Genomic DNA, 24,786 nt, shown 5'->3' on the forward strand with positions numbered 1-24,786 from the left:
TTATCCGCATGCGCCGCGTCGTTATCACTGGTCTGGGCATCGTTTCGTGCCTGGGCAATGACAAAGAGACCGTCTCCGCTAACCTGCGTGCAAGTCGCCCTGGCATCCGGTTCAACCCGGAATATGCTGAAATGGGTCTGCGTAGCCAGGTTTCCGGCTCCATTGACCTCAATCTCGAAGAACTGATCGATCGCAAGATCTACCGTTTCGTCGGCCATGCAGCGGCCTACGCCTACCTGGCCATGAAGGACGCCATCGCTGACTCCGGCCTGACCGAAGAGCAGGTTTCCAACCCGCGCACCGGCCTGATTGCCGGCTCCGGTGGCGCCTCCACCTTGAACCAGATGGAAGCGCTGGACATCCTGCGCGAAAAAGGCGTCAAGCGCGTTGGCCCCTACCGCGTCACGCGGACCATGAGCAGCACCGTTTCCGCCTGCCTGGCCACGCCGTTCAAGATCAAGGGCCTGAACTACTCCATCGCTTCTGCCTGCGCCACCAGTGCCCATTGCATCGGTACCGCCATGGAACAGATCCAGATGGGCAAGCAGGACATCGTGTTCGCCGGTGGCGGTGAAGAAGAACATTGGAGCCAGTCGTTCCTGTTCGACGCCATGGGCGCCTTGTCCAGCAAGCGCAACGACACGCCGGAAAAAGCGTCCCGTGCCTACGACGCCGACCGTGACGGTTTCGTCATCGCCGGCGGTGGTGGCATGGTCGTGGTCGAGGAGCTGGAACACGCCCTGGCCCGTGGCGCGAAGATCTACGCGGAAATCGTCGGCTACGGCGCGACTTCCGACGGCTACGACATGGTCGCACCAAGCGGTGAAGGTGCCGTGCGTTGCATGCAGATGGCCATGTCCACTGTCGATGCACCGATCGACTACCTGAACACCCACGGCACCTCGACCCCGGTCGGCGACGTCGCGGAAATGAAAGGTGTACGCGAAGTGTTCGGCGACAAGGCCCCGGCCATCAGCTCCACCAAGAGCCTGTCGGGTCACTCCCTGGGCGCCGCCGGCGTTCACGAAGCGATCTACTGCATGCTGATGATGGAAGGCAACTTCATGGCCGGTTCGGCCAACATCGACGAACTGGACCCGGAAGTGGCCGACCTGCCCATCCTGACCAAGACTCGCGAAAACGCCACCATCAATACCGTGATGAGCAACAGCTTCGGCTTCGGTGGCACCAACGCCACCCTGGTGATGAAGCGCTGGCAGGGCGCGTAGGAGCTGCCGCAGGCTGCGATCTTTTAAGCGAAAAGATCGCAGGCTTTTCCGGCGCCTAGCAAATCAATAAAAAACGCCCCGACTGGTTCGGGGCGTTTTTTTTGCCTGCCAATCCACTACAGGGTTCCGTGGGAGCGGGCTTGCTCGCGAATGCGGTGTGTCAGCAGACGAATATACCGCCTGACACTGCGCATTCGCGGGCAAGCCCGCTCCCACATGAGATCTACAGTGAGATGAAACTCAGCGCACCACAAACCGCTGCTGCGTCAGCAACCGATCGCCCTGGAACACCATGAACCGCCACTCCCCCGGTACCACTTCGTGGCTTTCGGTGAATTCGTAGGCCATGACATCCTGAGGCGCGCCGGGCACCAGTTTCTGGATGACCTCGAACTTGTCGTGGCGCACACCATCGGGGGTGCGGATACCGGGAGTGAAGTACAACAGGGTCAACGGCTGGTCGTCTGCGACCTTGCCCGCCAACTGATAACGCATGCCGAACTTGGTGCCCAGCTTCGCCGGCACGCTTTCGGTCTGGCGGATCTGCTCGTTGCTGCGCCGCAGGACCCGCTCCCCCGATTGCAGCTCGGCTTGCGGCCCTTCGAAGACGCCGTATTCCACCGGGCCTTCGACACGGACTTCGGCCTGTGCCAGGCCGCAGGTCAACAACAGCGCGACCAGTGCGCTTGAACGGGTGAGGTGCATAGTGCGCTCCTTGATTGAGATGAGCGCGAGGGTATGACGCCGCAGTGACAGGCTGATGACAAACCAGCATTGGCCATACACCGAGAATCCTCTGTGGCGAGGGGATTTATCCCCGTTGGCCTCGCGAAGCGGGCCCAAACCTGATATCTCAGTGTGTCAGACCGATCACCATCGAAGTTTTGGGCCTGCTGCGCAGTCCAGCGGGGATAAATCCCCTCGCCACAAGGTGCTTTCCTATCGCGGGACGGAACGCGGCAACACCGCCAGGAAATTATCCCGCGCGACCTTCCTGGCCACCTCTTCCGGCAAGGCATCAAGGAATGGATCGAAACTGTGCAACTCCTTGCCCAACTTGTTGAAACGCCCGACCACATCCGAGCCGACCATGAAGCGCTCAGGAAAGCGCTCCACCAGCTTTACCCACTCATCCCGGGGCTTGCCCGCCTCATCCAGCAAGTACGGCGTGAGCAGGCTCCAGGACAGGTCGATGTACAGATTGGGATAGGCCTCGAGCATGCGGGTCAGGGTCGGCAACAGAAAATCCAGTTGGGTCTGGTGGCGATGGATTTCCATGCTGGTGCCGGCATGGGCCCAGATGAAGCGCGTATGGGGGTGGTTGCGCAACGGCTCCTCGATTTCCGCCAGGTACAGGGGATTTCTTTCACGCTTGGACGTGATGTTGGAATGCAGCATCACCGGTAGGTCATTCTCGGCCGCCAGGTGATAGATCCGGGTCATGGCTTCGTTATTGGCCCGCGGGGTATCGCCCGAGGTCAGCGCCGTCAGGTCGTCATGACGGGTGAAGACTTCGCCGATGCCTTGCCACAACCCCGGGTAGAGATCGAGCATGCGCTGGATGTGGGCGGCGGAGTTCTTGTCGTTGGGATTGAAGCCCGACAGGAAAGGATGGAAGTGCCGACGTTGCTCCTCGGTCAGCTTACTCACTGCCGCCGCGACAATCACATCGGTGGCGCTGTACCAATAGGCGTCGGCATCATCACCGGCGTAATACCGCGGGCGCTTGGGCTCGTCTTCATGCCATTTCTTGGCCACCGGAACACCGGAAATCATCACATGCTCGATGCGATTGTCCGCCATCGCCTGGAGCAGCTTGGACATGCCGGCGGTTTCCTGAAAGAAATCGACGTAATGCAGGTGTGCATCGCTGTAGGCATATTCGCGGGCCGCGGCGCTGCTACTCGAAATAACCAGCAGCCAGGCAAAGATCAAACGGGTCAAAGGCACGGGCAGTCTCCAGAAGCCATGAGCAACATAGACCCTCACCGTCCCGCTGGGGTTCAAGGCGCCTCTGCCGTGTCTGCCGGCGGCGGGTTATGCTTCGCGCAACCGTTGTTCAACCTGGAAGACAACATGACCACTCCCCTGACCGTTCGCCCCCGCGCCGAAGACGTCGAAGGCCAGCCGATTCTTCGCCCGCTGCCGTCCGCCAAATGCCGCAGCGTCGGACCTTTCGTGTTTTTCGATCACATGCTGCAAACCACCTACCCGGCCGGCAAAGGCATGAACATCCGCCAGCACCCGCATATCGGCCTGTCCACCCTCACTTACCTGTTCGAAGGCAAACTCCAGCACAAGGACAGCCTGGGTTCCGACCAGGTGGTGGACGCGGGGGATGTCAGTTGGATGACCGCCGGCAGCGCCATCGCCCACGTCGAACGCACCCCCGAGTCACTGCTGGGCAGCCCTTTCGTCATGCACGGGTTGCAAGTCTGGCTGGCCTCGCCCAAAGCCTACGAACAAGGCCCGGGGCACTACAGCCATCATCCGGCACAGAGCCTGCCGGTCAGTGAGAACCTGGGGGTCAGCATCCGCATGATCGCCGGGTCAGGCTTTTGCCTGGAGTCGCCGGTGCCGGTGCTCTCGCCCACGCTGTATGCCGAACTGCACCTGCAGACCGCGACGACGTTGCTGATTCCCACCGAGCATGAAGAGCGGGCCCTGTATGTGTTGAGCGGCGAGGCGTTGCTGGACGGTGAGCCGGTGGACCCCCACTCGTTGGTGATACTGCCAAGCGGGAAAGAAATGACGCTGTTTGCAGAGAGCGACTGCCATGCCGTGCTGTTCGGCGGCGCACCGCTGGATGGACCGCGACGGATGAACTGGAATTTCGTCGCCAGCGACCCGGCCCGGATCGACGAAGCCCGCCGGCGCTGGGCAGCCGGAGACTGGCCGACCGTGCCTGGAGAAAGCGAGCGGATCGAGTTGCCCTGATTTCAGGATTGCTTGTCAGGCCGCCATCGCGAGCAAGCTCGCGATGGCTTTATATCAGACAACAAGGGATTCAAATCCAGAACCCAACCTCAGCCCTTGAACACTTCATCCAGCAAGTTATGCATCGACCGGAACGCGCGTCCGGCGACCTTGGCGTTGTACATCATCTTGCCCGGCACATTGGCCTGCGGGTCGGTGAACGAGTGCACCGCACCGCCGTAGCTCAGCAATTGCCAATCCACCCCAGCCGCGTTCATTTCATCTTCGAAGGCCGGTAGCTGCTCTTTCGGCACCAGCGGGTCGGAGGCGCCATGCAGCACCAACACCGCGCCCTTGATATTCTGCGCATCGGCCGGGTTCGGTGTATCCAGGGTGCCGTGGAAGGAGATCGCCGCCTTCAGTGGGGCGCCACTGCGAGCCAATTCCAGAGAGCAGCAACCCCCGAAGCAGAAGCCGAACGTGGCCAGTCTCGCCGTGTCGACCTGTGCATCACCCTGGCTCTGCAGTTGTTCGAACGCGGCCTGCATGCGCTTGCGCAACAAGGCCCGGTCGTTCTTGAGGGGCATCATCGCCGCCCCCGCTTCATCGGCATTGCTCGGGCGCACCGTCTGCCCGTACAAGTCGGCGATCAATACCACATAACCGTTGGCCGCCACCGACTTGGCGATCTCCTCGGCACCTGCCCCTACGCCCATCCAGTTCGGCGCCATCAGCAAACCCGGGCGCGGGCCCTGCTGGTTGACGTCGAAGGCCAGGCGACCTTCATAACTTTGACCATCGATCTGATAGACCAGCGAACGAACCGTAACCTGACTCATGACAGACTCCTCCTGATGAAACATTCAAGAAGCCCTTGTGGGAGCGAGCTTGCTCGCGATGACGGTAGACCAGTCAACGTATCTGTTGAATGTTGGACCGAAATCGCGAGCAAGCTCGCTCCCACAAGGGACTTTCCTGCGTCAGATTAAGCTGACAGTTCGACCAACAGCTTGTTCAGGCGACGCACATACGCCGCCGGATCCTTCAGGCTGTCGCCGGCCGCCAGGGCCGCCTGGTCGAACAGGATGTGCGACAGATCGCCGAAACGCTCTTCGCTCTGCTCGTTGTCGAGTTTTTCCACCAGCGGGTGGGCCGGATTGAATTCGAAGATCGGCTTGGAGTCCGGGACTTTCTGGCCACTGGCTTCGAGGATCTGGCGCATCTGCAGGCCCAGGTCCTGCTCACCGATGGCCAGGATCGCCGGAGAATCGGTCAGGCGGTGCGAAACACGCACTTCGCTGACAGCATCGCCCAGGGCCGTCTTGATCCGCTCGACCAGGCCTTCCTTACTCTTGGCGACTTCTTCGGCGGCTTTCTTGTCTTCTTCCGAATCCAGGTTGCCGAGGTCCAGGTCGCCACGGGCCACATCGACGAAGCTCTTGCCGTCGAACTCGTTGAGGTAGCTCATCAGCCACTCGTCGATGCGGTCGGTCAGCAGCAGCACTTCGATGCCTTTCTTGCGGAAGACCTCCAGGTGCGGGCTGTTCTTGACCTGTGCATACGTTTCACCGGTCAGGTAGTAGATCTTGTCCTGGCCTTCCTTGGCGCGAGCCAGGTAATCGGCCAGGCCAACGATCTGCTCGCCATCGTCACCCTGGGTCGACGCAAAACGCAGCAGGCCGGCGATTTTCTCTTTGTTGGCGAAGTCCTCGGCCGGGCCTTCTTTCATGACCTGGCCGAAGTTTTTCCAGAAGCTCTTGTACTGCTCGGGCTCGTTCTTCGCCAGTTTTTCCAGCATGTCCAGCACGCGCTTGGTCAGTGCCGACTTCATGGAGTCGATGATCGGATCTTTCTGCAGGATTTCCCGCGAAACGTTCAACGACAAATCGTTGGAATCCACCACGCCCTTGATGAAGCGCAGGTACAGCGGCAGGAACGACTCGGCCTGGTCCATCACGAACACACGCTGCACGTAGAGCTTCAGGCCACGTGGCGCTTCGCGCTGGTACAGGTCGAACGGCGCACGGGCCGGCACGTACAGCAGCGAGTTGTATTCCAGCTTGCCTTCGACCTTGTTATGGCTCCAGCTCAGCGGGTTCTCGTAGTCGTGGGCGATGTGCTTGTAGAACTCCTGGTATTCCTCGTCTTTCACTTCGGTGCGCGGACGGGTCCACAGGGCACTGGCGCGGTTGACGGTTTCCCATTCCACTTCAGGCTTTTCTTCGCCTTCGGCAGCGGTGACTTCCTTCGGCAGCTCGATGGGCAGCGCGATATGGTCGGAGTACTTCTTGATGATGTTGCGCAGGCGCCAGCCATCGGCGAACTCGTCTTCGCCGGACTTGAGGTGCAGCACGATGCGGGTGCCGCGATCAGCCTTGTCGACGGTGGCGACTTCGAATTCGCCCTCGCCCTTGGACGACCAGTGCACGCCTTCGCTCGCAGCGAGGCCGGCACGGCGGCTGAACACTTCGACCTGGTCGGCCACGATGAACGCGGAATAGAAGCCGACGCCGAACTGACCGATCAGGTGGGAATCTTTCTTCTGGTCGCCGGACAGGTTCTTCATGAAGTCGGCAGTGCCAGACTTGGCGATGGTGCCCAGGTGCGTGATCACCTCTTCGCGGCTCATGCCGATGCCGTTGTCTTCGAGGGTGACGGTTTTCGCGTCCTTGTCGAAGCTCACACGGATTTTCAGCTCGGCGCCGCCTTCCAGCAGTTCAGGCTTGGAAAGGGCTTCGAAACGTAATTTGTCGACAGCGTCAGAGGCGTTCGAAATCAGCTCGCGAAGGAAAATTTCCTTATTCGAATACAGCGAGTGAATCATCAGGTGCAGCAGTTGCTTCACCTCGGTCTGGAAGCCCAGGGTTTCCTTTTGAGTTTCCACGCTCATGGTCATCAAACTCCAAGTGGATGGTGGTGTCCGCCTCGCTGAGATTGGCGGCGGGATGTCCTCAAGGTGGGGGCAACGCTGATGATTTCAAGGGCGTTTCGGTTTTGAAGGCTCCTGGATCTTGAAATGCGCCCGGGCGGTGGCGATGGGTTCGGCCTCGACATCTTGCCAGGCGGTGATCGCGACATTGGCGACCCGCCGGCCCTGGCGCCAGACCTGGCATTTGGCATAGGTGTCGCGAAACTGCCCGGTGCGCAGGTAATCCAGGGAAAAGTCGATGATTTTTGGCACCCCCGGCGTGCCGGTGGCCATCAACAGATGCACGGCGGCCGCCAATTCCATGAAGCCGGCGATGACCCCGCCGTGGATGGCCGGCAGTAAAGGGTTACCAATGTTGTCCTTGTTGGCCGGCAGGCGAAACACCCAGTCATCGCCCTGGCGCGTGCATTCGACGCCAATGAGTCGGGCATAGGGAATCGAGGCGAGCAGCAGCGCGTAGTCGCCCTGCTCACAGGCGCGGCGCAGTTGTTCCTCGGTGGTATCGGTCATGGCTGGCCCACGGCAGTCATCGGGCTGGCCTTCCCCATGCCCCTGGCATGCTGGCCCAGGCGCATGAACGTGCCCACCACATGGGCGATGGGTTGCTCGGGGTCGTCCTGATAGGCGAAACCCCGGGTAAAGATCACGTCCGGGGTCACCCGATAGCATTGAGCGAAGCCGTAGACGTCCTTGTGGGGCTCGGCGGCGTGCATGTAGTCGATGCGCAGGTCGAGGGTGGGACAGACTTCGAATTGCGGCAGCACACACAAGGTCGACATGCCGCACGCACTGTCCATCAATGAGGTCAACGCGCCACCATGGATGATGCCCGTCAGGGGATTGCCGACGATTTGCGGGCTGAACGGCAGGATGAGCGTCAGCCCATCACGACTGGCGCTGTGCAACTTCAAACCCAACACCTGGCAATGCCGCAGGGCGGATAAAAAGCGCGTGGCACGCTCAAAAATGGGATCTTCAGCCATGTCCATCAATGCCCTTGTTTGTTTGGAAGCCTGGCAACAGGCGTGTTCGCTAAAGTTCCGCGACCGTGCAAAGTTATATATCTGTAGCAAAAGAGGAACTTAACCTGAGGGGGGTCGCTCAAAAGGCCAGTAGTTATTTCCATAAGGAGAAACACCCCATGCGTAAGACTTTTGCTATTGCCTTGATGTTGGCCGCCTCCCTCGGTCTCGCTGCCTGCGATAAAAAATCCGAGGACAAAGCTCAAGATGCCGCACAACACGCTGAGCAAGCTCAGCAAGACATGAACAAAGCACAGGATAAAGTGAACGACGCGGCGAAAGAAAACGCCGAAGCCGCCAAAGCTCAGTCTGAATCGAACAGCGCCGCCCAGCAGGAACAAGCCCCTGCCACCGCGCCTAAAACCAACTGATACGGTTTTAGCTATAAAAGAAAACCCGCCTGGTGCGGGTTTTCTTTTGCCTGCGATTTGGCGGCGCCTGTCAGGCCGCTTCCTTGCCAACCTCGGGCACTGGTGCTTGCGTGGGGGTATAGACCATCACGTCCAGCACATCGGAGTGAAACTCGCGCTGATACAGCACGAACACCACACCGGCACTCATCAACATGAATAACCAAGGGCTGACGAACCACGCCAACATGGTCATGCCGAAATAATAGGAACGCAGGCCGAAGTTGAATTGGTTGGCCGCCATGGAAATGACTCGCGCCGCCCTTAGCGCAAAGGCCTTGCGCTCCTGCTCCGAGACATGCCGCTCACCGATCATCGGCGCCGAGCCAATCAGCACCGCCGCGAAGTTGTACTGGCGCATGCACCAACTGAAGGTGAAGAACGCATACACAAACACCAGTGCCAGGCACAGCAACTTGACCTCCGCCATGCCCTGGGAAGCCTGTTGCACCATGGGGATGTCCGCCAGCAACGACACCGCCCGATCCGACGCCCCGAGCACCGTCAGGATGCCGGCCAGGATGATCAGCGTGCTGGAGGCGAAGAATGAGGCGTTGCGCTCCAGGTTGCCGATCACGCTGGCATCGGCGATGCGGTTCTCGCGCAGCAGCATGCGGCGCATCCAGTCTTCGCGGTACAGGTGCATGACGCTGGCCAGGCAGGCTGTATCGCGGGCCTTCCAGGTGGCGTAACGGGTGTAGCCCGCCCAGCAGATGATGAACCAGGCGGCGGCAAGCAGATGGATCAGGTTGGCTTGGATGAATGACATTCGATTTCCTGTGTGACTGAAACAAAAGCTGGAGCAATAGTCGCGGTTAACCCTGTGGGAGCGAGCTTGCTCGCGATTGCGGTCCATCAGACACATCGATGTTGGCTGATCTGGCGCTATCGCGAGCAAGCTCCCTCCCACAAGGTTGTTTGCAAGCCTTTCAAGACACTGCTTCGACGTTAGCCCACGGAAAAAGACACCGCACTCAAAAAAAATGCCCCATATCGATTGATACGGGGCATTTCGGTTGTGGCCGGTGAATCTGCCTGAAGCTGTTTAAGCCAGTGCTTCGCTACGCTTGCCCAGCAGGCGATCACACGCCACCGCGACCACCAAGGTCATCACCGAAGGCACCAGCCAGGCCAGGCCTTGTTCGCTCAGCGGTAAGTGAGCCAGTTGCGTCGGCATCCAGTCCGCCAGGCCGGCGCCCTTGAGTGCATCGATCAGGCCAAACAGGAACGACACCAGCATCACCGGGCCGACAATGCGCCCCTGCTCATGCCAGAAGTCCTTGCAGAAACTCAGGGCCACCAGGGCGATGCACGGCGGGTAGATCGCGGTCAGGACCGGAATCGAGAACGCGATCAGCTTGGTCAGTCCCAGGTTGGACACCAGCAGCGAAAAGGCCGCCAGAATCACGACCAGGGTCTTGTAGGACAGCAGCAGGACGCGGCTGAAGTACTCGGCACAGGCACAGGTCAGGCCGACCGCGGTCACCAGGCACGCCAGGGAAATCAGCACCGCCAGGAAACCACTGCCCAGGCTGCCGAAGGTGTGTTGCACATAGGCGTGCAGCACGGCGGCACCGTTGGTCGCACCCATCGCCACTTCATGGCTGCCCGACCCCAGGCGGAACAGGCTGACGTAGACCAGCGCCAGGCCCACCCCGGCAATCAGTCCGGCGATGATCGCGTAGCGGGTGATCAAGGCCGGCGACTCGACGCCCCGGGAACGGATCGCGTTGACGATGACGATGCCGAACACCAATGCGCCCAAGGTATCCATGGTCAGGTAACCATTGATAAAACCCTGGGAGAACGGCGCCGCCACGTATTCGGGGGTCGCCACGCCGATATCGCCGGCCGGCAAGGCAAACGCGGCGATGCCGAGCACGGCCAGGGCGATGATCTTCAGCGGAGCGAGGAAACGTCCGACGGTGTCCAGCAGCCGACCCGGGTAGAGCGAGATGAAGAACACCAGCAGGAAATACGCGGCGCTATACAGGAACAGTGCCAGCGGGCTTTCGCCTGTCAATGGCGCCAGGCCGACTTCGAACGAAACGGTGGCGGTACGCGGCGTGGCGAACAACGGGCCAACGGCAAGGTAGCACACCGCCGCCAGCAACCCACCGGCGACTTTGCCGATGGGGCTGCTCAAGGCGTCCATTGCCCCGCCCACCTTGGCCAGTGCAACGACCGTGATGACCGGCAGCCCGACCGCCGTGATCAAAAAGCCCAGCGCCGCCATCCAGACATGAGGCCCGGACTGCAAACCGACGATAGGCGGGAAGATGATGTTGCCGGCCCCGACAAACAGGGCAAATGTCATGAAACCAAGCGCCAGGATGTCCTGGCCTTTCAACACTTTCATTAAGGAAACCACACTACTGAATCGGAATTTAGAGAGGGATTTCCCCGAGGGTAGAGGGAAATGCTGCCGGTCCGTATGGGACCGACCCGTTTAGCGCGGCGCTTCCTTGTGGGCAGCGGTCGCAAAAATGGCTGCTAGCCTAACGAATTTGGCGATAAAACGCACTGTAAAGGGGCGAACTATCCGATGCACGACATCCCCGTGTCGCGTTTTTGCATGTAAATGGTTGGCGATTGTCATTCCGTCTTCGCGAGCAAGCTCGCTCCCACAATGAAATGCGCTCGACTGTGGGAGCGAGCTTGCTCGCGATGAGGCCCTCCCTGGCGCCATAGCCCCAGAAACGACAAAGGCCACCCGAAGGTGGCCTTTGTTGCTGGAACGAAAAGGTCAGCCGAAGCTTACTTCTTCATTTCCCAGCCAGTCAGCTCGGCCAGGGCCTTGCCGATGTCTGCCAGCGAACGCACGGTTTTCACGCCTGCGTCTTGCAGCGCAGCGAATTTCTCGTCTGCAGTGCCTTTGCCGCCAGAGATGATTGCGCCAGCATGGCCCATGCGCTTGCCCGGAGGAGCAGTCACACCCGCGATGTAGGAAACAACCGGCTTGGTCACGTTGGCCTTGATGTAGGCAGCCGCTTCTTCTTCAGCCGAACCGCCGATCTCACCGATCATGACGATCGCTTCGGTCTTCGGGTCTTCCTGGAACAGCTTCAGGATGTCGATGAAGTTCGAGCCCGGGATCGGGTCACCGCCGATGCCGACGCAAGTCGACTGACCGAAACCGGCGTCAGTGGTCTGCTTCACGGCTTCGTAGGTCAGGGTGCCGGAACGGGAAACGATACCGACCTTGCCTGGCAAGTGAATGTGACCTGGCATGATGCCGATCTTGCATTCGCCTGGGGTGATCACGCCTGGGCAGTTAGGGCCGATCAGGGTGATACCCAGCTCGTCGCACTTGACCTTGGCTTCCAGCATGTCGATGGTCGGGATGCCTTCGGTGATGCAGACGATCAGCTTGATGCCGCCGAACGCTGCTTCAAGGATGGAGTCCTTGCAGAAAGGAGCTGGAACGTAGATCACGCTGGCGGTGGCGCCAGTGGCAGCTACAGCGTCTTTCACGGTGTTGAACACGGGCAGGCCCAGGTGCTCGGTGCCGCCTTTGCCTGGTGTTACGCCGCCAACCATCTTGGTGCCGTATTCCAGGGCTTGCTGGGTATGGAAACTACCTTGCGAACCGGTAATACCCTGGCAGATAACCTTGGTGTCTTTATTGATCAGGACGCTCATTATTTGCCCTCCGCAGCTTTAACGACTTGTTGAGCAGCGTCGGTCAGGCTGGTAGCAGCGATGATGTTCAAACCGCTTTCTGCCAGTACTTTAGCGCCCAGCTCAGCGTTGTTGCCTTCGAGGCGAACAACAACCGGGATTTTCACGCCGACTTCTTTCACGGCGCCGATGATGCCTTCGGCAATCATGTCGCAGCGAACGATGCCGCCGAAGATGTTGACCAGTACTGCGGCGACATTGGTGTCGGACAGGATGATCTTGAACGCTTCGGTAACGCGTTCCTTGGTAGCACCGCCGCCCACGTCGAGGAAGTTGGCTGGCTTGCCGCCATGCAGGTTGACGATGTCCATGGTACCCATGGCCAGGCCGGCACCGTTGACCATGCAGCCGATGTTGCCTTCCAGGGCTACGTAGTTCAGTTCGAACTTGGCAGCGTGCGCTTCGCGCGGATCGTCTTGGGACGGATCGTGGAAAGTCTTCAGCTTAGGCTGACGGTACATGGCGTTGGCGTCGATGTTGATCTTGGCATCGAGGCAGTGCAGGTCGCCGTCGGCCTTGATCACCAGCGGGTTCACTTCCAGCAGTGCCAGGTCGTGGTCCTGGAACAGCTTGGCCAGACCTACGAAGATCTTGGCGAATTGAGTGACCTGCTTGCCTTCCAGACCCAGCTGGAATGCCAGCTCGCGGCCCTGGAATGGCTGTGCGCCAACCAGTGGATCGATGGTGGCCTTGAGGATTTTCTCAGGGGTATCGTGAGCGATTTTCTCGATGTCCACGCCACCTTCGGTGGAAGCCATGAACACGATACGGCGGCTCGAACGGTCAACGACCGCGCCCAGGTACAGTTCTTTAGCGATATCAGTGCACGATTCAACCAGGATCTTGGTGACTGGCTGACCGTTGGCGTCAGTCTGGTAAGTCACCAGACGCTTGCCCAGCCACTGCTGTGCGAAGGCTTTGGCGTCTTCTTTGCTGCGAACCAGCTTGACGCCGCCCGCTTTACCGCGACCACCGGCGTGAACCTGGGCTTTGACAACCCATTCGCTGCCGCCGATTTTGTCGCAAGCTTCTGCTGCCGCTTCCGGGGTGTCTACTGCGTAGCCGGTGGATACTGGCAGGCCGTATTCAGCGAACAGCTGCTTACCCTGATACTCGTGAAGATTCATGCTTATTACCGTCTTCGTTAGGTACTGCGCATTCGGTGCTGCACCATTTTTGGTGCCGCACCACCTGTGACTGCTGCTTGCGCAGCGTTCCGGTCAACCGGTACCGCTACGCAAGGCTGCGTCCAGCGGATATTCCGCGGTGAGTCTTGCTCGCAAGGCTCACGACGGGCCATACCGCCGTGGTTTCTTATTGTCTATTAACGCTTCTTGCGGTTGGCCACGTGGATGGCGCCGCCATTTACGGCCAGGGCCGCTTCGTGCAAGGCTTCGGACAGGGTCGGATGGGAGAAGACCATCATGCCCAGGTCTTCAGCGCTGGTGCCGAATTCCATACCGATCGCGCCTTGCTGTACCAGCTCGGCAGCGCTTGGGCCAATCACGTGAACGCCCAATACGCGATCCGTCTTGGCATCGGCGATGACTTTCACGAAACCACCGGTATCGTTGGCTGCCATGGCACGGCCACTGGCGGCGAACGGGAAGGTGCCGACGTTAACTTCAACGCCTTCGGCTTTCAAGGCCTGCTCGGTCTTGCCAACCCATGCGATTTCCGGGTGGGTGTAGATAACCGATGGGATCAGGTCATAGTTCATCTGGGCCTTGTGACCCTTGATGCGCTCGACGACCATGATGCCTTCCTCGGACGCCTTGTGCGCCAGCATCATGCCGCGGACCACGTCACCGATGGCGAAGACGCCCGGCACGTCGGTTGCGCAATGATCATCGACCGCGATGAAACCGCGTTCATCAATGTTCACGCCGCTATCGGCCGCCAGCAGATCGGTGGTCACCGGACGACGGCCGACCGCAACGATCAGCTTGTCGAAAGTGATGGTCTGTTCGCCGTTGGCGTCGGTGTAGGTCACCACGACTTCTTCGCCGTTGACCTTCGAACCGGTCACGCGAGCGCCCAGCTTGATGTCCAGGCCCTGTTTGGTCAGGGTTTTCAGCGCTTCCTTGGACACTGCGGTGTCGGCAGCCATCAGGAAGGTGTCAAGGGCTTCGAGCACGGTCACTTGCGCGCCCAGGCGCGACCATACCGAACCCAGCTCGAGACCGATCACGCCGGCGCCGATCACGCCCAGGCGTTTTGGTACGCTCTGGAATTCCAGGGCGCCAGTGGAATCGACGATCACCTTCTGGTCGACCGGAGCCGGCGGAATGTCGATCGGACGCGAGCCTGGCGCCAGGATGACGTTTTCGGCTTCGATCACTTCAACCGAGCCGTCTGGCTTGGTCACTTCGACTTTCTTGCCCAGCAGCAGCTTGCCGTGGCCCTGGATCGAGGTCACACCGTTGGCCTTGAACAGGGTGGCAACACCGCTGGTCAGGTTCTTGACGATGCCAGCCTTGCGGCCAACCATCGCGGCGACGTCCATCTTCACTTCACCGGTAGAGATACCGTGAACGTTGAAGCTTTCTTTCGCTTCCTTGTATTTCCAGGAGCTGTCCAGCAGCGCCTTGGAAGGAATGCAACCGACATTCAGGCAAGTACCGCCGAGGGCCAGCTTGCCCTCGCCATCGGTGTATTTCTCGATGCAGGCAGTGGTAAGGCCCAGTTGCGCAGCCTTGATGGCCGCTACGTAGCCGCCAGGGCCCGCACCAATCACTACCACGTCGAATTTCTGAGTCATGAGTCATTCCTTTTCGAATCAAACCGGACGATCACTTGTGATGACCGTCGAGGGACGAAACCGGTTGTTTCAGCAAGAGGCCGGTCGACAGACCGGCCCTCGCGGCGAAAATCAGATATCCAGCAGCAGACGAGCCGGATCTTCAAGCAGGTTCTTGATGGTGACCAGGAACGTCACGGCTTCTTTGCCGTCGATCAGGCGGTGATCGTAGGACAGTGCCAGGTACATCATCGGACGAATCACGACTTGACCGTTGATCGCCATAGGACGCTGCAGGATGTTGTGCATGCCCAGGATAGCCGCCTGTGGCGGGTTGACGATCGGGGTCGACATCATCGAACCGAATGTACCACCGTTGGTGATGGTGAACGTACCGCCGGTCATCTCTTCGATGGACAGCTTGCCGTCACGGGCCTTCTTGCCGAAGGTGGCGATGCCGCCTTCGATTTCGGCCAGGCTCATCAGTTCGGCGTTGCGCAGGACCGGAACCACCAGGCCACGGTCGCTGGAAACCGCGACGCCGATATCGGCATAACCGTGGTAGACGATGTCGGATCCGTCGATCGACGCGTTGACCGCCGGGAAGCGTTTCAGCGCTTCGGTGGCAGCCTTGACGAAGAACGACATGAAGCCCAGGCGTACGCCGTTGTGGGACTTCTCGAACAGATCCTTGTACTTCGAACGCAGGGCCATGACTTCGGTCATGTCGACTTCGTTGAAGGTGGTCAGCATCGCCATGTTCGACTGTGCTTCGACCAGACGCTCGGCAACCTTGGCACGCAGGCGGGTCATCGGAACGCGTTTTTCAACGCGATCACCGGCAGCGAACACCGGAGCGGCGGCGGCAGGTGCGGCTGGCTTGGCCGGTGCGGCGGCTGGCGCGGCTTTCTTGGCGGCAACGGCTGCCACCACGTCTTCCTTGGTCACACGACCGCCCTTGCCGGTGCCGGCAACGGAAGCGATGTTGATGCCGTTCTCTTCGGCGATCTTGCGCGCGGCAGGCGCGGCGACTGGATCGTCTTCGCCATCGGCAGCAGGCGCTGCGGCCTGGGCAGCGGCAGGAGCAGCAGCGGCCGGAGCAGCAGCGGCCGGAGCGGCGGCGGCAGCACCGCCCTCTTCGATCGAGCCCAGTACCTGGTTGGACAGGACGGTAGCGCCCTCTTCGGCAACGATTGCGCCGAGCACGCCGTCAGCTTCGGCCAACACTTCCAGAACGACTTTGTCGGTCTCGATGTCGACGATCAGGTCGTCACGCTTGACTGCTTCGCCCGGTTTCTTGTGCCAGGTGGCAACGGTGCCATCGGCAACCGATTCCGGGAATGACGGGGCTTTGATTTCGATAGCCATTATCTGTGGGTCCTTAAAATTCGGTTTCAGTCAGCACGAAGGCTTAAACAGTGAAAGCATCTTGCAGCAGTTTTTCCTGCTGCTCGGCGTGCATCGACGCATAACCACACGCAGGTGCAGCGGAAGCATCACGGCCGGCGTATTCCAGGCCCAGGGCCTTGTTATGGTTACCGATGCTGCGACGCAGGTGATGCTGGCTGCTGTACCAGGCGCCCTGGTTCATCGGTTCTTCCTGACACCACACCACGTGGGTGAGGTTGGTATAAGGCGCGATGGCCTCCATCAGGTCTTCTTCCGGGAACGGGTAGAGCTGCTCGATACGCACGATGGCGATGTCTTCGCGGCCTTCGGCACGACGTTTTTCCAGCAGGTCGTAGTAGACCTTGCCGCTGCACAGGATCAGGCGAGTCACCTTCGCCGCGTCCAGGGTATCGATTTCCGAAATAACGGTCTGGAACGAGCCTTCGGCCAGGTCCTCGAGCGTGGAGATCGCCAGCTTGTGACGCAGCAGCGACTTCGGTGTCAGCACGATCAGCGGCTTGCGCAGCGGACGGATGACCTGACGACGCAGCAGGTGGTAGATCTGTGCCGGCGTCGTTGGTACGCAAACCTGGACGTTGTGCTCGGCGCACAGCTGCAGGTAGCGCTCCAGACGTGCCGACGAGTGCTCCGGCCCCTGCCCTTCATAACCGTGTGGCAACAGCATGGTCAGACCGCAGAGACGGCCCCACTTGTGCTCGCCGCTGGTGATGAACTGGTCGACAACCACCTGGGCGCCGTTGGCGAAGTCGCCGAACTGGGCTTCCCAGATCACCAGCGCATTCGGCTCGGTGGTGGAGTAGCCATATTCGAACGCCAGGACGGCTTCTTCGGACAGCAGCGAATCGTACAGGTCGAAACGTGGCTGGCCCTTGTACAGGTGTTGCAGCGGGATGTAGGTGCTGGCGTCTTTCTGGTTGTGCAGCGCCGCGTGGCGGTGCGAGAAAGTGCCGCGGCCTACGTCCTGGCCGGTGATGCGGACCGGGTGACCTTCGAACGCCAGGGTCGCGTACGCCATGGTTTCGGCGTAACCCCAGTTGATCGGCAGGCCGCCGGCTTGCATCTTCTGCCGGTCTTCGTAGATCTTCGCGACCTGGCGCTGGACCACGAAGCCTTCCGGGATCTCCAGCAGCTTGGCGGACAGTTCCTGCAGGGTCTTGAGGTCGAAACGCGTGTCGTGACGCGCGGTCCAGGCGTGGCCCAGGTATGGACGCCAGTCCACGAACAACTCTTTGTTCGGTTCCTTGACCAGGCTTTTTACCACGTGCAGGCCGTTGTCCAGGGCATTGCGATATTCATCGACTTTTTCCTGGACGCGGGCGGCATCCAGAACACCGCCCTGGGTCAGGCGCTCGGCATACAGCTCACGGGTGGTGCGCTGCTTGGCGATCTGCTGGTACATCAGGGGCTGGGTGCCGCTTGGCTCGTCGGCCTCGTTGTGGCCGCGACGACGGTAGCAGACCAGGTCGATCACCACGTCGCGCTTGTACTGCATGCGGTAGTCGATGGCCAACTGGGTCACGAACAGCACGGCTTCCGGGTCATCGCCATTCACATGGAGAATCGGCGCCTGGATCATTTTCGCGACGTCGGTCGCGTACTCGGTGGAGCGCGAGTCCAGCGGGTTGCTGATGGTGAAGCCAACCTGGTTGTTGATCACGATGTGCACGGTGCCGCCGGTCTTGAAACCGCGGGTCTGCGACATCTGGAAGGTTTCCATGACCACGCCCTGACCGGCGAATGCCGCGTCACCGTGGATGGAAATCGGCAGTACCTTCTCGCCGGTCGGATCGTTGCGACGATCCTGGCGGGCACGGACCGAACCCTCGACCACCGGGGAAACGATTTCCAGGTGAGACGGGTTGAACGCCATGGCCAGGTGGACTTCACCACCGCTGGTCATCACGTTGGACGAGAAGCCCTGGTGGTATTTCACGTCACCGGAGCCCAGCTCGACCTTCTTCTTGCCTTCAAACTCGTCGAACAGCTCGCGCGGGTTCTTGCCGAAGGTGTTGACCAGTACGTTCAGGCGGCCACGGTGGGCCATGCCGATGACGACTTCCTTGGTGCCGTAGGAACCGGAACGCTGGATCAGCTCGTCGAGCATCGGAATCAGGCTTTCGCCGCCTTCCAGGCCGAAACGCTTGGTACCCGGGTACTTGGTGCCCAGGTATTTCTCCAGGCCTTCACCGGCGGTGACGCGCTCGAGCAAGTGGCTCTTGATGTCGGCGGAGTACGTCGGACGGCCACGAACGCTTTCCAGACGCTGCTGGAACCACTGGCGCTGCTCGGAATCGGTGATGTGCGTAAATTCGGCACCGATGGTGCGGCAATATGTCTGCTGCAACGCTTCGTGAATTTCGCGTAGGCTCGCTTCCTCTTTGCCGATGAACAGGTCGCCGGCACGGAAGGTCGTATCAAGGTCGGCATTGGTCAAGCCGTAGTGAGTGATCGACAGGTCTGCAGGTGCAGGACGCTGCCACAGCCCCAGCGGGTCAAGCTGGGCTGCCTGGTGGCCACGCATCCGGTAGGCCTGGATCAGTCGCAATACTTCAACTTGCTTCTTCTCGTGCTCGGAGCTCACGCTGCCGGCAGACACCGGTTGAGCGCGGCGCTGGTTCTTTGCCAGCAACACGAAATGATCGCGAATCGTCGAGTGCGAAACATCAGTGGCAGAGTTACCGTCGGCCGGTAGCTTCTGAAAGTAGGTGCGCCATTCTTCTGGCACAGCGTTAGGGTCGTGCAGGTAGAGCTCGTAGAGCTCTTCCACATAGGCAGCGTTACCACCGGAGAGGTGGGCACTGTTCCACATGCGCTGCATCACGCTTTCTTGCATGCTTGGTCACCCTCGATTAGGGGAACACCACCGGCGAAAACACCGAGCAAACTTGCAGAAGTCCGAGTGCAGCGACTAAAACAAGCCACTTAGGATCACGCTGATAGTCCGGGTACCAGCCCGGATGCCCCTGCTTGTCTCATTTCTTCAAAATAAGAACCACCGCTTTGTGAGCGGCTGTTCTGGTTATAGCCAAGACGCGGGTTGAAGCCCGCGCCCTGGCCTTTACGGGTACAACGGTCCTACGGGTACAGCAGCTGAATCACACGCCGCTTTGCAGAAGCATGTTACGAATGTGACCGATGGCCTTAGTCGGGTTCAGGCCTTTCGGGCAGACGTTGACGCAGTTCATGATCCCGCGGCAGCGGAATACGCTGAACGGGTCATCCAGCGAAGCCAGGCGCTCGGACGTCTTGGTGTCACGGCTGTCTGCCAGGAAGCGGTACGCTTGCAGCAGGGCGGCCGGGCCCAGGAACTTGTCCGGGTTCCACCAGAAGGATGGGCACGAGGTCGAGCAGCAAGCGCACAGGATGCACTCGTACAGACCGTCGAGCTTCTCACGCTCTTCCGGAGACTGCAGACGCTCGATGGCCGGAGCCGGCGTGTCGTTCTGCAGGAATGGCTTCACCTTCTCGTATTGCTTGTAGAAGATGCTCATATCGACGACCAGGTCACGGATAACCGGCAAACCTGGCAACGGACGAACCACCAGCTTGTTGCCCTTGACCACCGCCGACAGCGGCGTGATGCAGGCCAGGCCGTTCTTGCCGTTGATGTTCATGCCGTCGGAGCCGCAAACGCCCTCGCGGCAAGAACGACGATAGGAAAAACCTTCGTCCTGCTCTTTGATCAGGGCCAGCACGTCCAGCACCATCAGGTCTTTACCACCGGTATCGACCTGGAAGTCCTGCATGAACGGCGCAGCGTCCTGATCAGGGTTGTAGCGATAAACACTGACTTGCAACATAGCGGTCACCCTTAATAAGTCCGGACTTTTGGTTCGAAAGTCGGAACAGTCTTCGGCGAGAAGTTCACGGCACGCTTGGCGACGCGTTTTTCACCCGGGAAGTACAAGGTGTGGCACAGCCAGTTTTCGTCGTCACGGTCTTCGAAGTCTTCGCGGGCGTGGGCACCACGGGACTCTTTACGCACTTCTGCGGCGATGGCGGTGGCTTCGGCCACTTCCAGCAGGTTCTGCAATTCCAGCGCTTCGATACGGGCAGTGTTGAACGCCTGCGACTTATCGTTGATCTTCACGTTGGCGATTCGTTCACGCAATTGCGCCAGCTGGGCGATACCCTTCTGCATGTATTCGCCGGTACGGAACACACCGAAGTAGTTCTGCATGCAGTTCTGCAGCTCGCGACGCAGGGTTGCCACGTCTTCGCCTTCGGTACGCTCGTTCAGAGCGGACAGACGCGCCAGGGCAGCTTCGATGTTGGCGTCGGTGGCATCGTCATATTCGATACCATCGGTCAGCGCTTTCTCCAGGTGCAGGCCGGCAGCGCGACCGAAGACCACCAGGTCGAGCAACGAGTTGCCGCCCAGGCGGTTGGCACCGTGGACCGATACGCACGCCACTTCACCCACTGCGAACAGGCCAGGGATGATTTCGTCCACGCCTTCGGCGTTCTGGGTGATCGCCTGGCCGTGAATGTTGGTGGCAACGCCGCCCATCATATAGTGGCAGGTTGGAACCACTGGAACCGGCGCGACGACCGGGTCGACGTGGGCGAAGGTCTTGGACAGCTCGCAGATACCTGGCAGGCGGCTGTGCAGCACTTCCTCACCCAGGTGATCGAGCTTGAGCATCACGTGGTCGCCATTCGGGCCACAGCCGTTGCCGGCGATGATCTCTTTAACCATCGAACGAGCCACAACGTCACGACCGGCAAGGTCCTTGGCGTTCGGCGCATAACGTTCCATGAAACGCTCGCCGTGCTTGTTGATCAGGTAACCACCTTCACCACGGCAACCTTCGGTCACCAGTACACCGGCGCCGGCGATGCCGGTCGGGTGGAACTGCCACATTTCGATGTCTTGTACCGGCACGCCAGCACGCAGGGCCATGCCGACGCCGTCACCGGTGTTGATCAGGGCATTGGTGGTGGATGCGTAGATACGGCCTGCACCACCGGTCGCCAGTACGGTGGCCTTGGCGCGGATGTAGGTGGTTTCGCCGGTTTCGATGCAGATCGCGATCACACCGACGAAGGCGCCGTCCTGGTTCTTCACCAGGTCGACGGCGTAGTACTCGTTCAGGAACGTGGTACCGGCTTTCAGGTTACCCTGGTACAGGGTGTGCAGCAGTGCGTGACCGGTACGGTCGGACGCCGCGCAAGTACGCGCGGCCTGGCCGCCCTTGCCGTAGTCCTTGGACTGGCCACCGAACGGACGCTGATAGATACGGCCTTGCTCGGTACGCGAGAAGGGCATGCCCATGTGGTCCAGCTCGAACACCGCGGCCGGGCCTTCCTGACACATGTATTCGATAGCGTCCTGGTCGCCGATGTAGTCGGAACCCTTGACGGTATCGTACATGTGCCAGCGCCAGTCATCGTTCGGGTCGGCCGAAGCGATGGCGCAGGTGATGCCACCCTGGGCGGAAACAGTGTGCGAACGGGTCGGGAAAACCTTGGTGATCACGGCAGTCTTGTGACCGCCCTGTGCCAGTTGCAGCGCTGCGCGCATGCCGGCACCGCCACCACCAATGATGATGGCGTCGAAAGAAATCGTTGGAATGTTAGCCATGGATCAGATACCCCAGAGAATCTGCACACCCCAGACGAAGTAAGCGAACATCGCAACGCCGCATACTGCCTGGAAAAGGAAACGTACGGCAGTCGCCGACTTGCCGAACGCCATTGGCGTCAGGTAGTCGGTCGCGATGGTCCACATGCCGACCCAGGCGTGAGCGCCCAGTGCGACAAGTGCCAGCAGACTGAAGATACGCATCCAGTTGTTTGCGAACAGTTCATGCCATTGGGCATAGCCCAGGCCAGGGTTTGCCACGACATATCCGATCAGGAAAATGAAGTAAGCCGCGAGAACGACCGCAGACACACGCTGGGCCATCCAGTCGTAGAGGCCCGAACGCGAAAGGTTCGTGACGTTGGTTACCATATCCAGACTCCTGCCAGAACGATCAGCACCGCAGACACGGCGATAATGATTTTCGAGCCCAGCTTGCCGCCTTCCAGCGTCTCACCGATGCCCATGTCCATGATCAAGTGGCGCACACCGGCGACCAAGTGATACAGCAAGGCGGACAGGATGCCCCAAATCACTAGCTTGGCTAGCGGACTGGTCAGACACGCTTTCACCTGACCGAAGCCTTCTTCCGAATCGAGCGACTTGTCCAATGCATAAAGCATGATGGCCAGGCTGACGAAGAGGATGACACCGGAAATACGGTGAAGAATGGACGTGTAAGCAGTGACTGGGAGTTTGATGGTCCTTAGGTCTAGGTTTACAGGTCGTTGGCTTTTCACGGCTTTTTTTTCACACTGAAGAGCCCCTAACAATCAGGGCAAAGTTGTTGGGGCGCGCACTGGTCAGGTACTCACCACCCAGGGAGTGACGACCCCCAAGAAAGCAGGCCCAAAAGCCCCTGGCGGTCGGTGGCCGAGTATAGACAGTTAGGCTACTAATGACAACGCGTTCACCTTCCCCTAATAGCGCATTGCACATATGGCGCAAAAGGCGTAAACGGCAGGCAATTTCGCGGAAAAAGTGCGGTTAAAGCCTTCTGGAGCAAGACTTTAGGCAAATTGACTTTCGGATTTATCTCACTATAGTGGTGCGGGCCCTGCGTGGGGGGTCTGTCTGATGATTTCAAGCATTAATAGGAGGCCACATGGCTGACAAAAAAGCGCAGTTGATCATCGAGGGCGCAGCCCCCGTCGAGCTGCCCATTTTAACCGGCACCGTTGGTCCCGATGTAATCGACGTACGGGGCCTGACGGCCACGGGCCGTTTCACCTTTGACCCAGGTTTCATGTCGACCGCCTCGTGCGAGTCGAAAATCACCTACATCGACGGCGACAACGGCATCCTGCTGCACCGCGGCTACCCGATCGAGCAACTGGCTGAAAAATCGGACTACCTGGAAACCTGCTACCTGCTGCTCAACGGCGAGCTGCCGACCGCAGAGCAAAAGGCCCAGTTCGTCAGCACCGTGAAGAACCACACCATGGTTCACGAGCAGTTGAAGACCTTCTTCAACGGCTTCCGTCGCGATGCCCACCCGATGGCCGTCATGTGCGGCGTTGTCGGCGCCCTCTCGGCCTTCTACCACGACTCCCTGGACATCAATAACCCCCAGCATCGCGAAATCTCCGCGATCCGCCTGGTGGCGAAGATGCCGACCCTGGCAGCCATGGTCTACAAGTACTCCATGGGCCAGCCCATGATGTACCCGCGCAACGACCTGACCTATGCAGAAAACTTCCTGCATATGATGTTCAACACCCCGTGCGAGATCAAACCGATCAGCCCGGTGCTCGCCAAGGCCATGGACCGGATCTTCATCCTCCATGCCGACCACGAGCAGAACGCCTCCACGTCCACCGTGCGCCTGGCCGGTTCCTCGGGTGCCAACCCGTTCGCCTGTATCGCCGCCGGCATCGCCGCACTCTGGGGCCCGGCCCACGGCGGTGCGAACGAAGCGGTGCTGACCATGCTCGATGAAATCGGCGATGTCTCGAACATCGACAAGTTCATCGCCAAGGCCAAGGACAAGAACGATCCGTTCAAGCTGATGGGCTTCGGTCACCGGGTCTACAAGAACCGCGACCCCCGCGCCACCGTGATGAAGCAGACCTGCGACGAAGTGCTCAAGGAACTGGGGATCAAGAACGATCCGCAACTCGAACTCGCCATGCGCCTGGAAGAGATCGCCCTGACCGACCCGTACTTCATCGAGCGCTCGCTGTACCCGAACGTCGACTTCTACTCGGGGATCATCCTCAAGGCGATCGGCATTCCAACCAGCATGTTCACCGTGATCTTCGCCCTGGCGCGGACCGTCGGCTGGATCTCCCACTGGAAGGAAATGCTCTCCAGCCCGTACAAGATCGGCCGCCCGCGCCAGCTGTACACCGGCTACGAGTCGCGTGACATCACCCAGCTGGAAGACCGCAAGTAAGACCTGCCTTGCGATAGGTCCCAAGCCGCATTGAAACAGCCCCTGCTTCTTATATAAGAAGCAGGGGCTGTTTTGTTTGTGCCTCTTTTCATCTGATCCAGAAGCGGCATTGACAGATCCGACGCCATCGCGAGCAAGCTCGCTTGTATGGTAGGACTTGAAGGGAGGAGGAGGGACAAAGCTCGATTCTGACTGTTAGCCGCAGTACAGACCGTGGGAGATTTCACCCCTCCTCCTTTCACCCAAGCGCCGATAAAGAATGCATCTGGCCTAGACCGACGATAGGAACAAGCCTGCGCCTCTGGGTGAACCCTTCAAGTGTTCAAACCTTAGCCCGGAGGATTTTCAATGGCAATGCCGGTTTCTGTCGCAAAGCCGATCGTGGGTGTTGATGTCGCCAAAGATGAGTTGGTGATTTATCACGCAGAAACAGATCGACTGGAAGCGATCCCCAACACCAAGGCAGCGAT

21 protein-coding genes and 1 pseudogene are annotated in these 24,786 nt (G+C 59.8%); 5 read left to right on the plus strand and 17 right to left on the minus strand.

Annotated elements, in window-relative coordinates; all coding sequences use genetic code 11:
* Positions 1–8 precede the first annotated feature (8 nt).
* Positions 9–1,229: a beta-ketoacyl-ACP synthase I gene (gene fabB / locus BM317_RS26920; RefSeq protein ID WP_092170892.1), complete on the plus strand. Its 1,221-nt coding sequence runs from the start codon at positions 9–11 to the stop codon at positions 1,227–1,229.
* 240 nt (positions 1,230–1,469) lie between these two features.
* Here fabB and BM317_RS26925 read toward each other — a convergent pair whose 3' ends face one another.
* Entirely contained in the window at positions 1,470–1,934 is a 465-nt protein-coding gene (locus tag BM317_RS26925; protein ID WP_018610122.1) for a DUF3859 domain-containing protein, read from the minus strand.
* A gap of 234 nt (positions 1,935–2,168) precedes the next feature.
* Positions 2,169–3,185, minus strand: a complete 1,017-nt coding sequence (locus tag BM317_RS26930) for an amidohydrolase family protein (RefSeq protein ID WP_170842338.1) — start codon at positions 3,183–3,185, stop codon at positions 2,169–2,171.
* Positions 3,186–3,305: 120 nt separating this feature from the next.
* On the opposite strand from BM317_RS26930, the gene BM317_RS26935 reads away from it, so the two are divergent.
* Positions 3,306–4,166: a pirin family protein gene (locus tag BM317_RS26935; protein WP_092476914.1), complete on the plus strand. Its 861-nt coding sequence runs from the start codon at positions 3,306–3,308 to the stop codon at positions 4,164–4,166.
* An 89-nt stretch (positions 4,167–4,255) separates the two neighbouring features.
* Here BM317_RS26935 and BM317_RS26940 read toward each other — a convergent pair whose 3' ends face one another.
* The 4 genes from BM317_RS26940 to BM317_RS26955 form a co-directional block, all read right to left on the minus strand.
* Complete coding sequence (locus BM317_RS26940; RefSeq protein WP_092476906.1) at positions 4,256–4,984, minus strand: dienelactone hydrolase family protein; 729 nt, start codon at positions 4,982–4,984, stop codon at positions 4,256–4,258.
* 146 nt (positions 4,985–5,130) lie between these two features.
* Entirely contained in the window at positions 5,131–7,035 is a 1,905-nt protein-coding gene (gene htpG / locus BM317_RS26945) for a molecular chaperone HtpG (RefSeq protein ID WP_060743152.1), read from the minus strand.
* 87 nt (positions 7,036–7,122) lie between these two features.
* Positions 7,123–7,584 (minus strand): PaaI family thioesterase, encoded by a 462-nt coding sequence (locus BM317_RS26950; protein WP_092476908.1) that lies wholly within the window; start codon positions 7,582–7,584, stop codon positions 7,123–7,125.
* Positions 7,581–8,057 (minus strand): PaaI family thioesterase, encoded by a 477-nt coding sequence (locus BM317_RS26955; RefSeq protein WP_092171195.1) that lies wholly within the window; start codon positions 8,055–8,057, stop codon positions 7,581–7,583. Before BM317_RS26955 ends, BM317_RS26950 begins: the two co-directional genes overlap by 4 nt.
* A 158-nt stretch (positions 8,058–8,215) precedes the next feature.
* On the opposite strand from BM317_RS26955, the gene BM317_RS26960 reads away from it, so the two are divergent.
* Positions 8,216–8,467, plus strand: a complete 252-nt coding sequence (locus tag BM317_RS26960; protein WP_060741163.1) for a hypothetical protein — start codon at positions 8,216–8,218, stop codon at positions 8,465–8,467.
* Positions 8,468–8,537: 70 nt separating this feature from the next.
* Here the strand turns inward: BM317_RS26960 and BM317_RS26965 are convergent, their stop codons facing one another.
* The 11 genes from BM317_RS26965 to sdhC all read right to left on the minus strand — a co-directional run bounded on the left by BM317_RS26965 (position 8,538) and on the right by sdhC (position 22,661).
* Entirely contained in the window at positions 8,538–9,275 is a 738-nt protein-coding gene (locus BM317_RS26965) for a DUF599 domain-containing protein (RefSeq protein WP_092170908.1), read from the minus strand.
* A 276-nt stretch (positions 9,276–9,551) separates the two neighbouring features.
* A complete protein-coding gene (gene brnQ / locus BM317_RS26970; protein ID WP_092476910.1) occupies positions 9,552–10,865 on the minus strand; it encodes a branched-chain amino acid transport system II carrier protein in 1,314 nt (437 codons plus the stop codon).
* Positions 10,866–11,263: 398 nt separating this feature from the next.
* Entirely contained in the window at positions 11,264–12,148 is an 885-nt protein-coding gene (gene sucD / locus BM317_RS26975) for a succinate--CoA ligase subunit alpha (RefSeq protein ID WP_014339581.1), read from the minus strand.
* A complete protein-coding gene (gene sucC / locus BM317_RS26980) occupies positions 12,148–13,314 on the minus strand; it encodes an ADP-forming succinate--CoA ligase subunit beta (RefSeq protein ID WP_003179235.1) in 1,167 nt (388 codons plus the stop codon). The genes sucD and sucC overlap by 1 nt, the downstream gene beginning before the upstream one ends.
* A gap of 197 nt (positions 13,315–13,511) precedes the next feature.
* Complete coding sequence (lpdA, locus tag BM317_RS26985; protein ID WP_092170916.1) at positions 13,512–14,948, minus strand: dihydrolipoyl dehydrogenase; 1,437 nt, start codon at positions 14,946–14,948, stop codon at positions 13,512–13,514.
* Between the two features lie 111 nt (positions 14,949–15,059).
* Positions 15,060–16,295, minus strand: a complete 1,236-nt coding sequence (gene odhB, locus BM317_RS26990) for a 2-oxoglutarate dehydrogenase complex dihydrolipoyllysine-residue succinyltransferase (RefSeq protein ID WP_092476912.1) — start codon at positions 16,293–16,295, stop codon at positions 15,060–15,062.
* Between the two features lie 43 nt (positions 16,296–16,338).
* Complete coding sequence (locus BM317_RS26995; RefSeq protein WP_092170919.1) at positions 16,339–19,170, minus strand: 2-oxoglutarate dehydrogenase E1 component; 2,832 nt, start codon at positions 19,168–19,170, stop codon at positions 16,339–16,341.
* A 262-nt stretch (positions 19,171–19,432) separates the two neighbouring features.
* Entirely contained in the window at positions 19,433–20,137 is a 705-nt protein-coding gene (locus tag BM317_RS27000; protein ID WP_053123967.1) for a succinate dehydrogenase iron-sulfur subunit, read from the minus strand.
* An 11-nt stretch (positions 20,138–20,148) separates the two neighbouring features.
* Complete coding sequence (gene sdhA, locus BM317_RS27005; protein ID WP_092170923.1) at positions 20,149–21,921, minus strand: succinate dehydrogenase flavoprotein subunit; 1,773 nt, start codon at positions 21,919–21,921, stop codon at positions 20,149–20,151.
* A gap of 3 nt (positions 21,922–21,924) precedes the next feature.
* Positions 21,925–22,293, minus strand: a complete 369-nt coding sequence (gene sdhD / locus BM317_RS27010; protein WP_003204438.1) for a succinate dehydrogenase, hydrophobic membrane anchor protein — start codon at positions 22,291–22,293, stop codon at positions 21,925–21,927.
* Entirely contained in the window at positions 22,287–22,661 is a 375-nt protein-coding gene (gene sdhC, locus BM317_RS27015; RefSeq protein WP_003179220.1) for a succinate dehydrogenase, cytochrome b556 subunit, read from the minus strand. The genes sdhD and sdhC overlap by 7 nt, the downstream gene beginning before the upstream one ends.
* A gap of 365 nt (positions 22,662–23,026) precedes the next feature.
* Here sdhC and gltA point away from each other — a divergent pair, with 365 nt between their 5' ends.
* Both gltA and BM317_RS31305 read left to right on the plus strand, forming a co-directional pair.
* Positions 23,027–24,316 (plus strand): citrate synthase, encoded by a 1,290-nt coding sequence (gltA, locus tag BM317_RS27020; protein ID WP_003204440.1) that lies wholly within the window; start codon positions 23,027–23,029, stop codon positions 24,314–24,316.
* A gap of 348 nt (positions 24,317–24,664) precedes the next feature.
* Positions 24,665–24,786 (plus strand): annotated as a pseudogene (locus BM317_RS31305) (IS110 family transposase); the annotation flags it as partial.

Origin of the sequence: Pseudomonas sp. NFACC24-1, assembly GCF_900115235.1 — a bacterium.
GTDB classification, from domain to species: Bacteria; Pseudomonadota; Gammaproteobacteria; order Pseudomonadales; family Pseudomonadaceae; genus Aquipseudomonas; species Aquipseudomonas fluorescens_AA.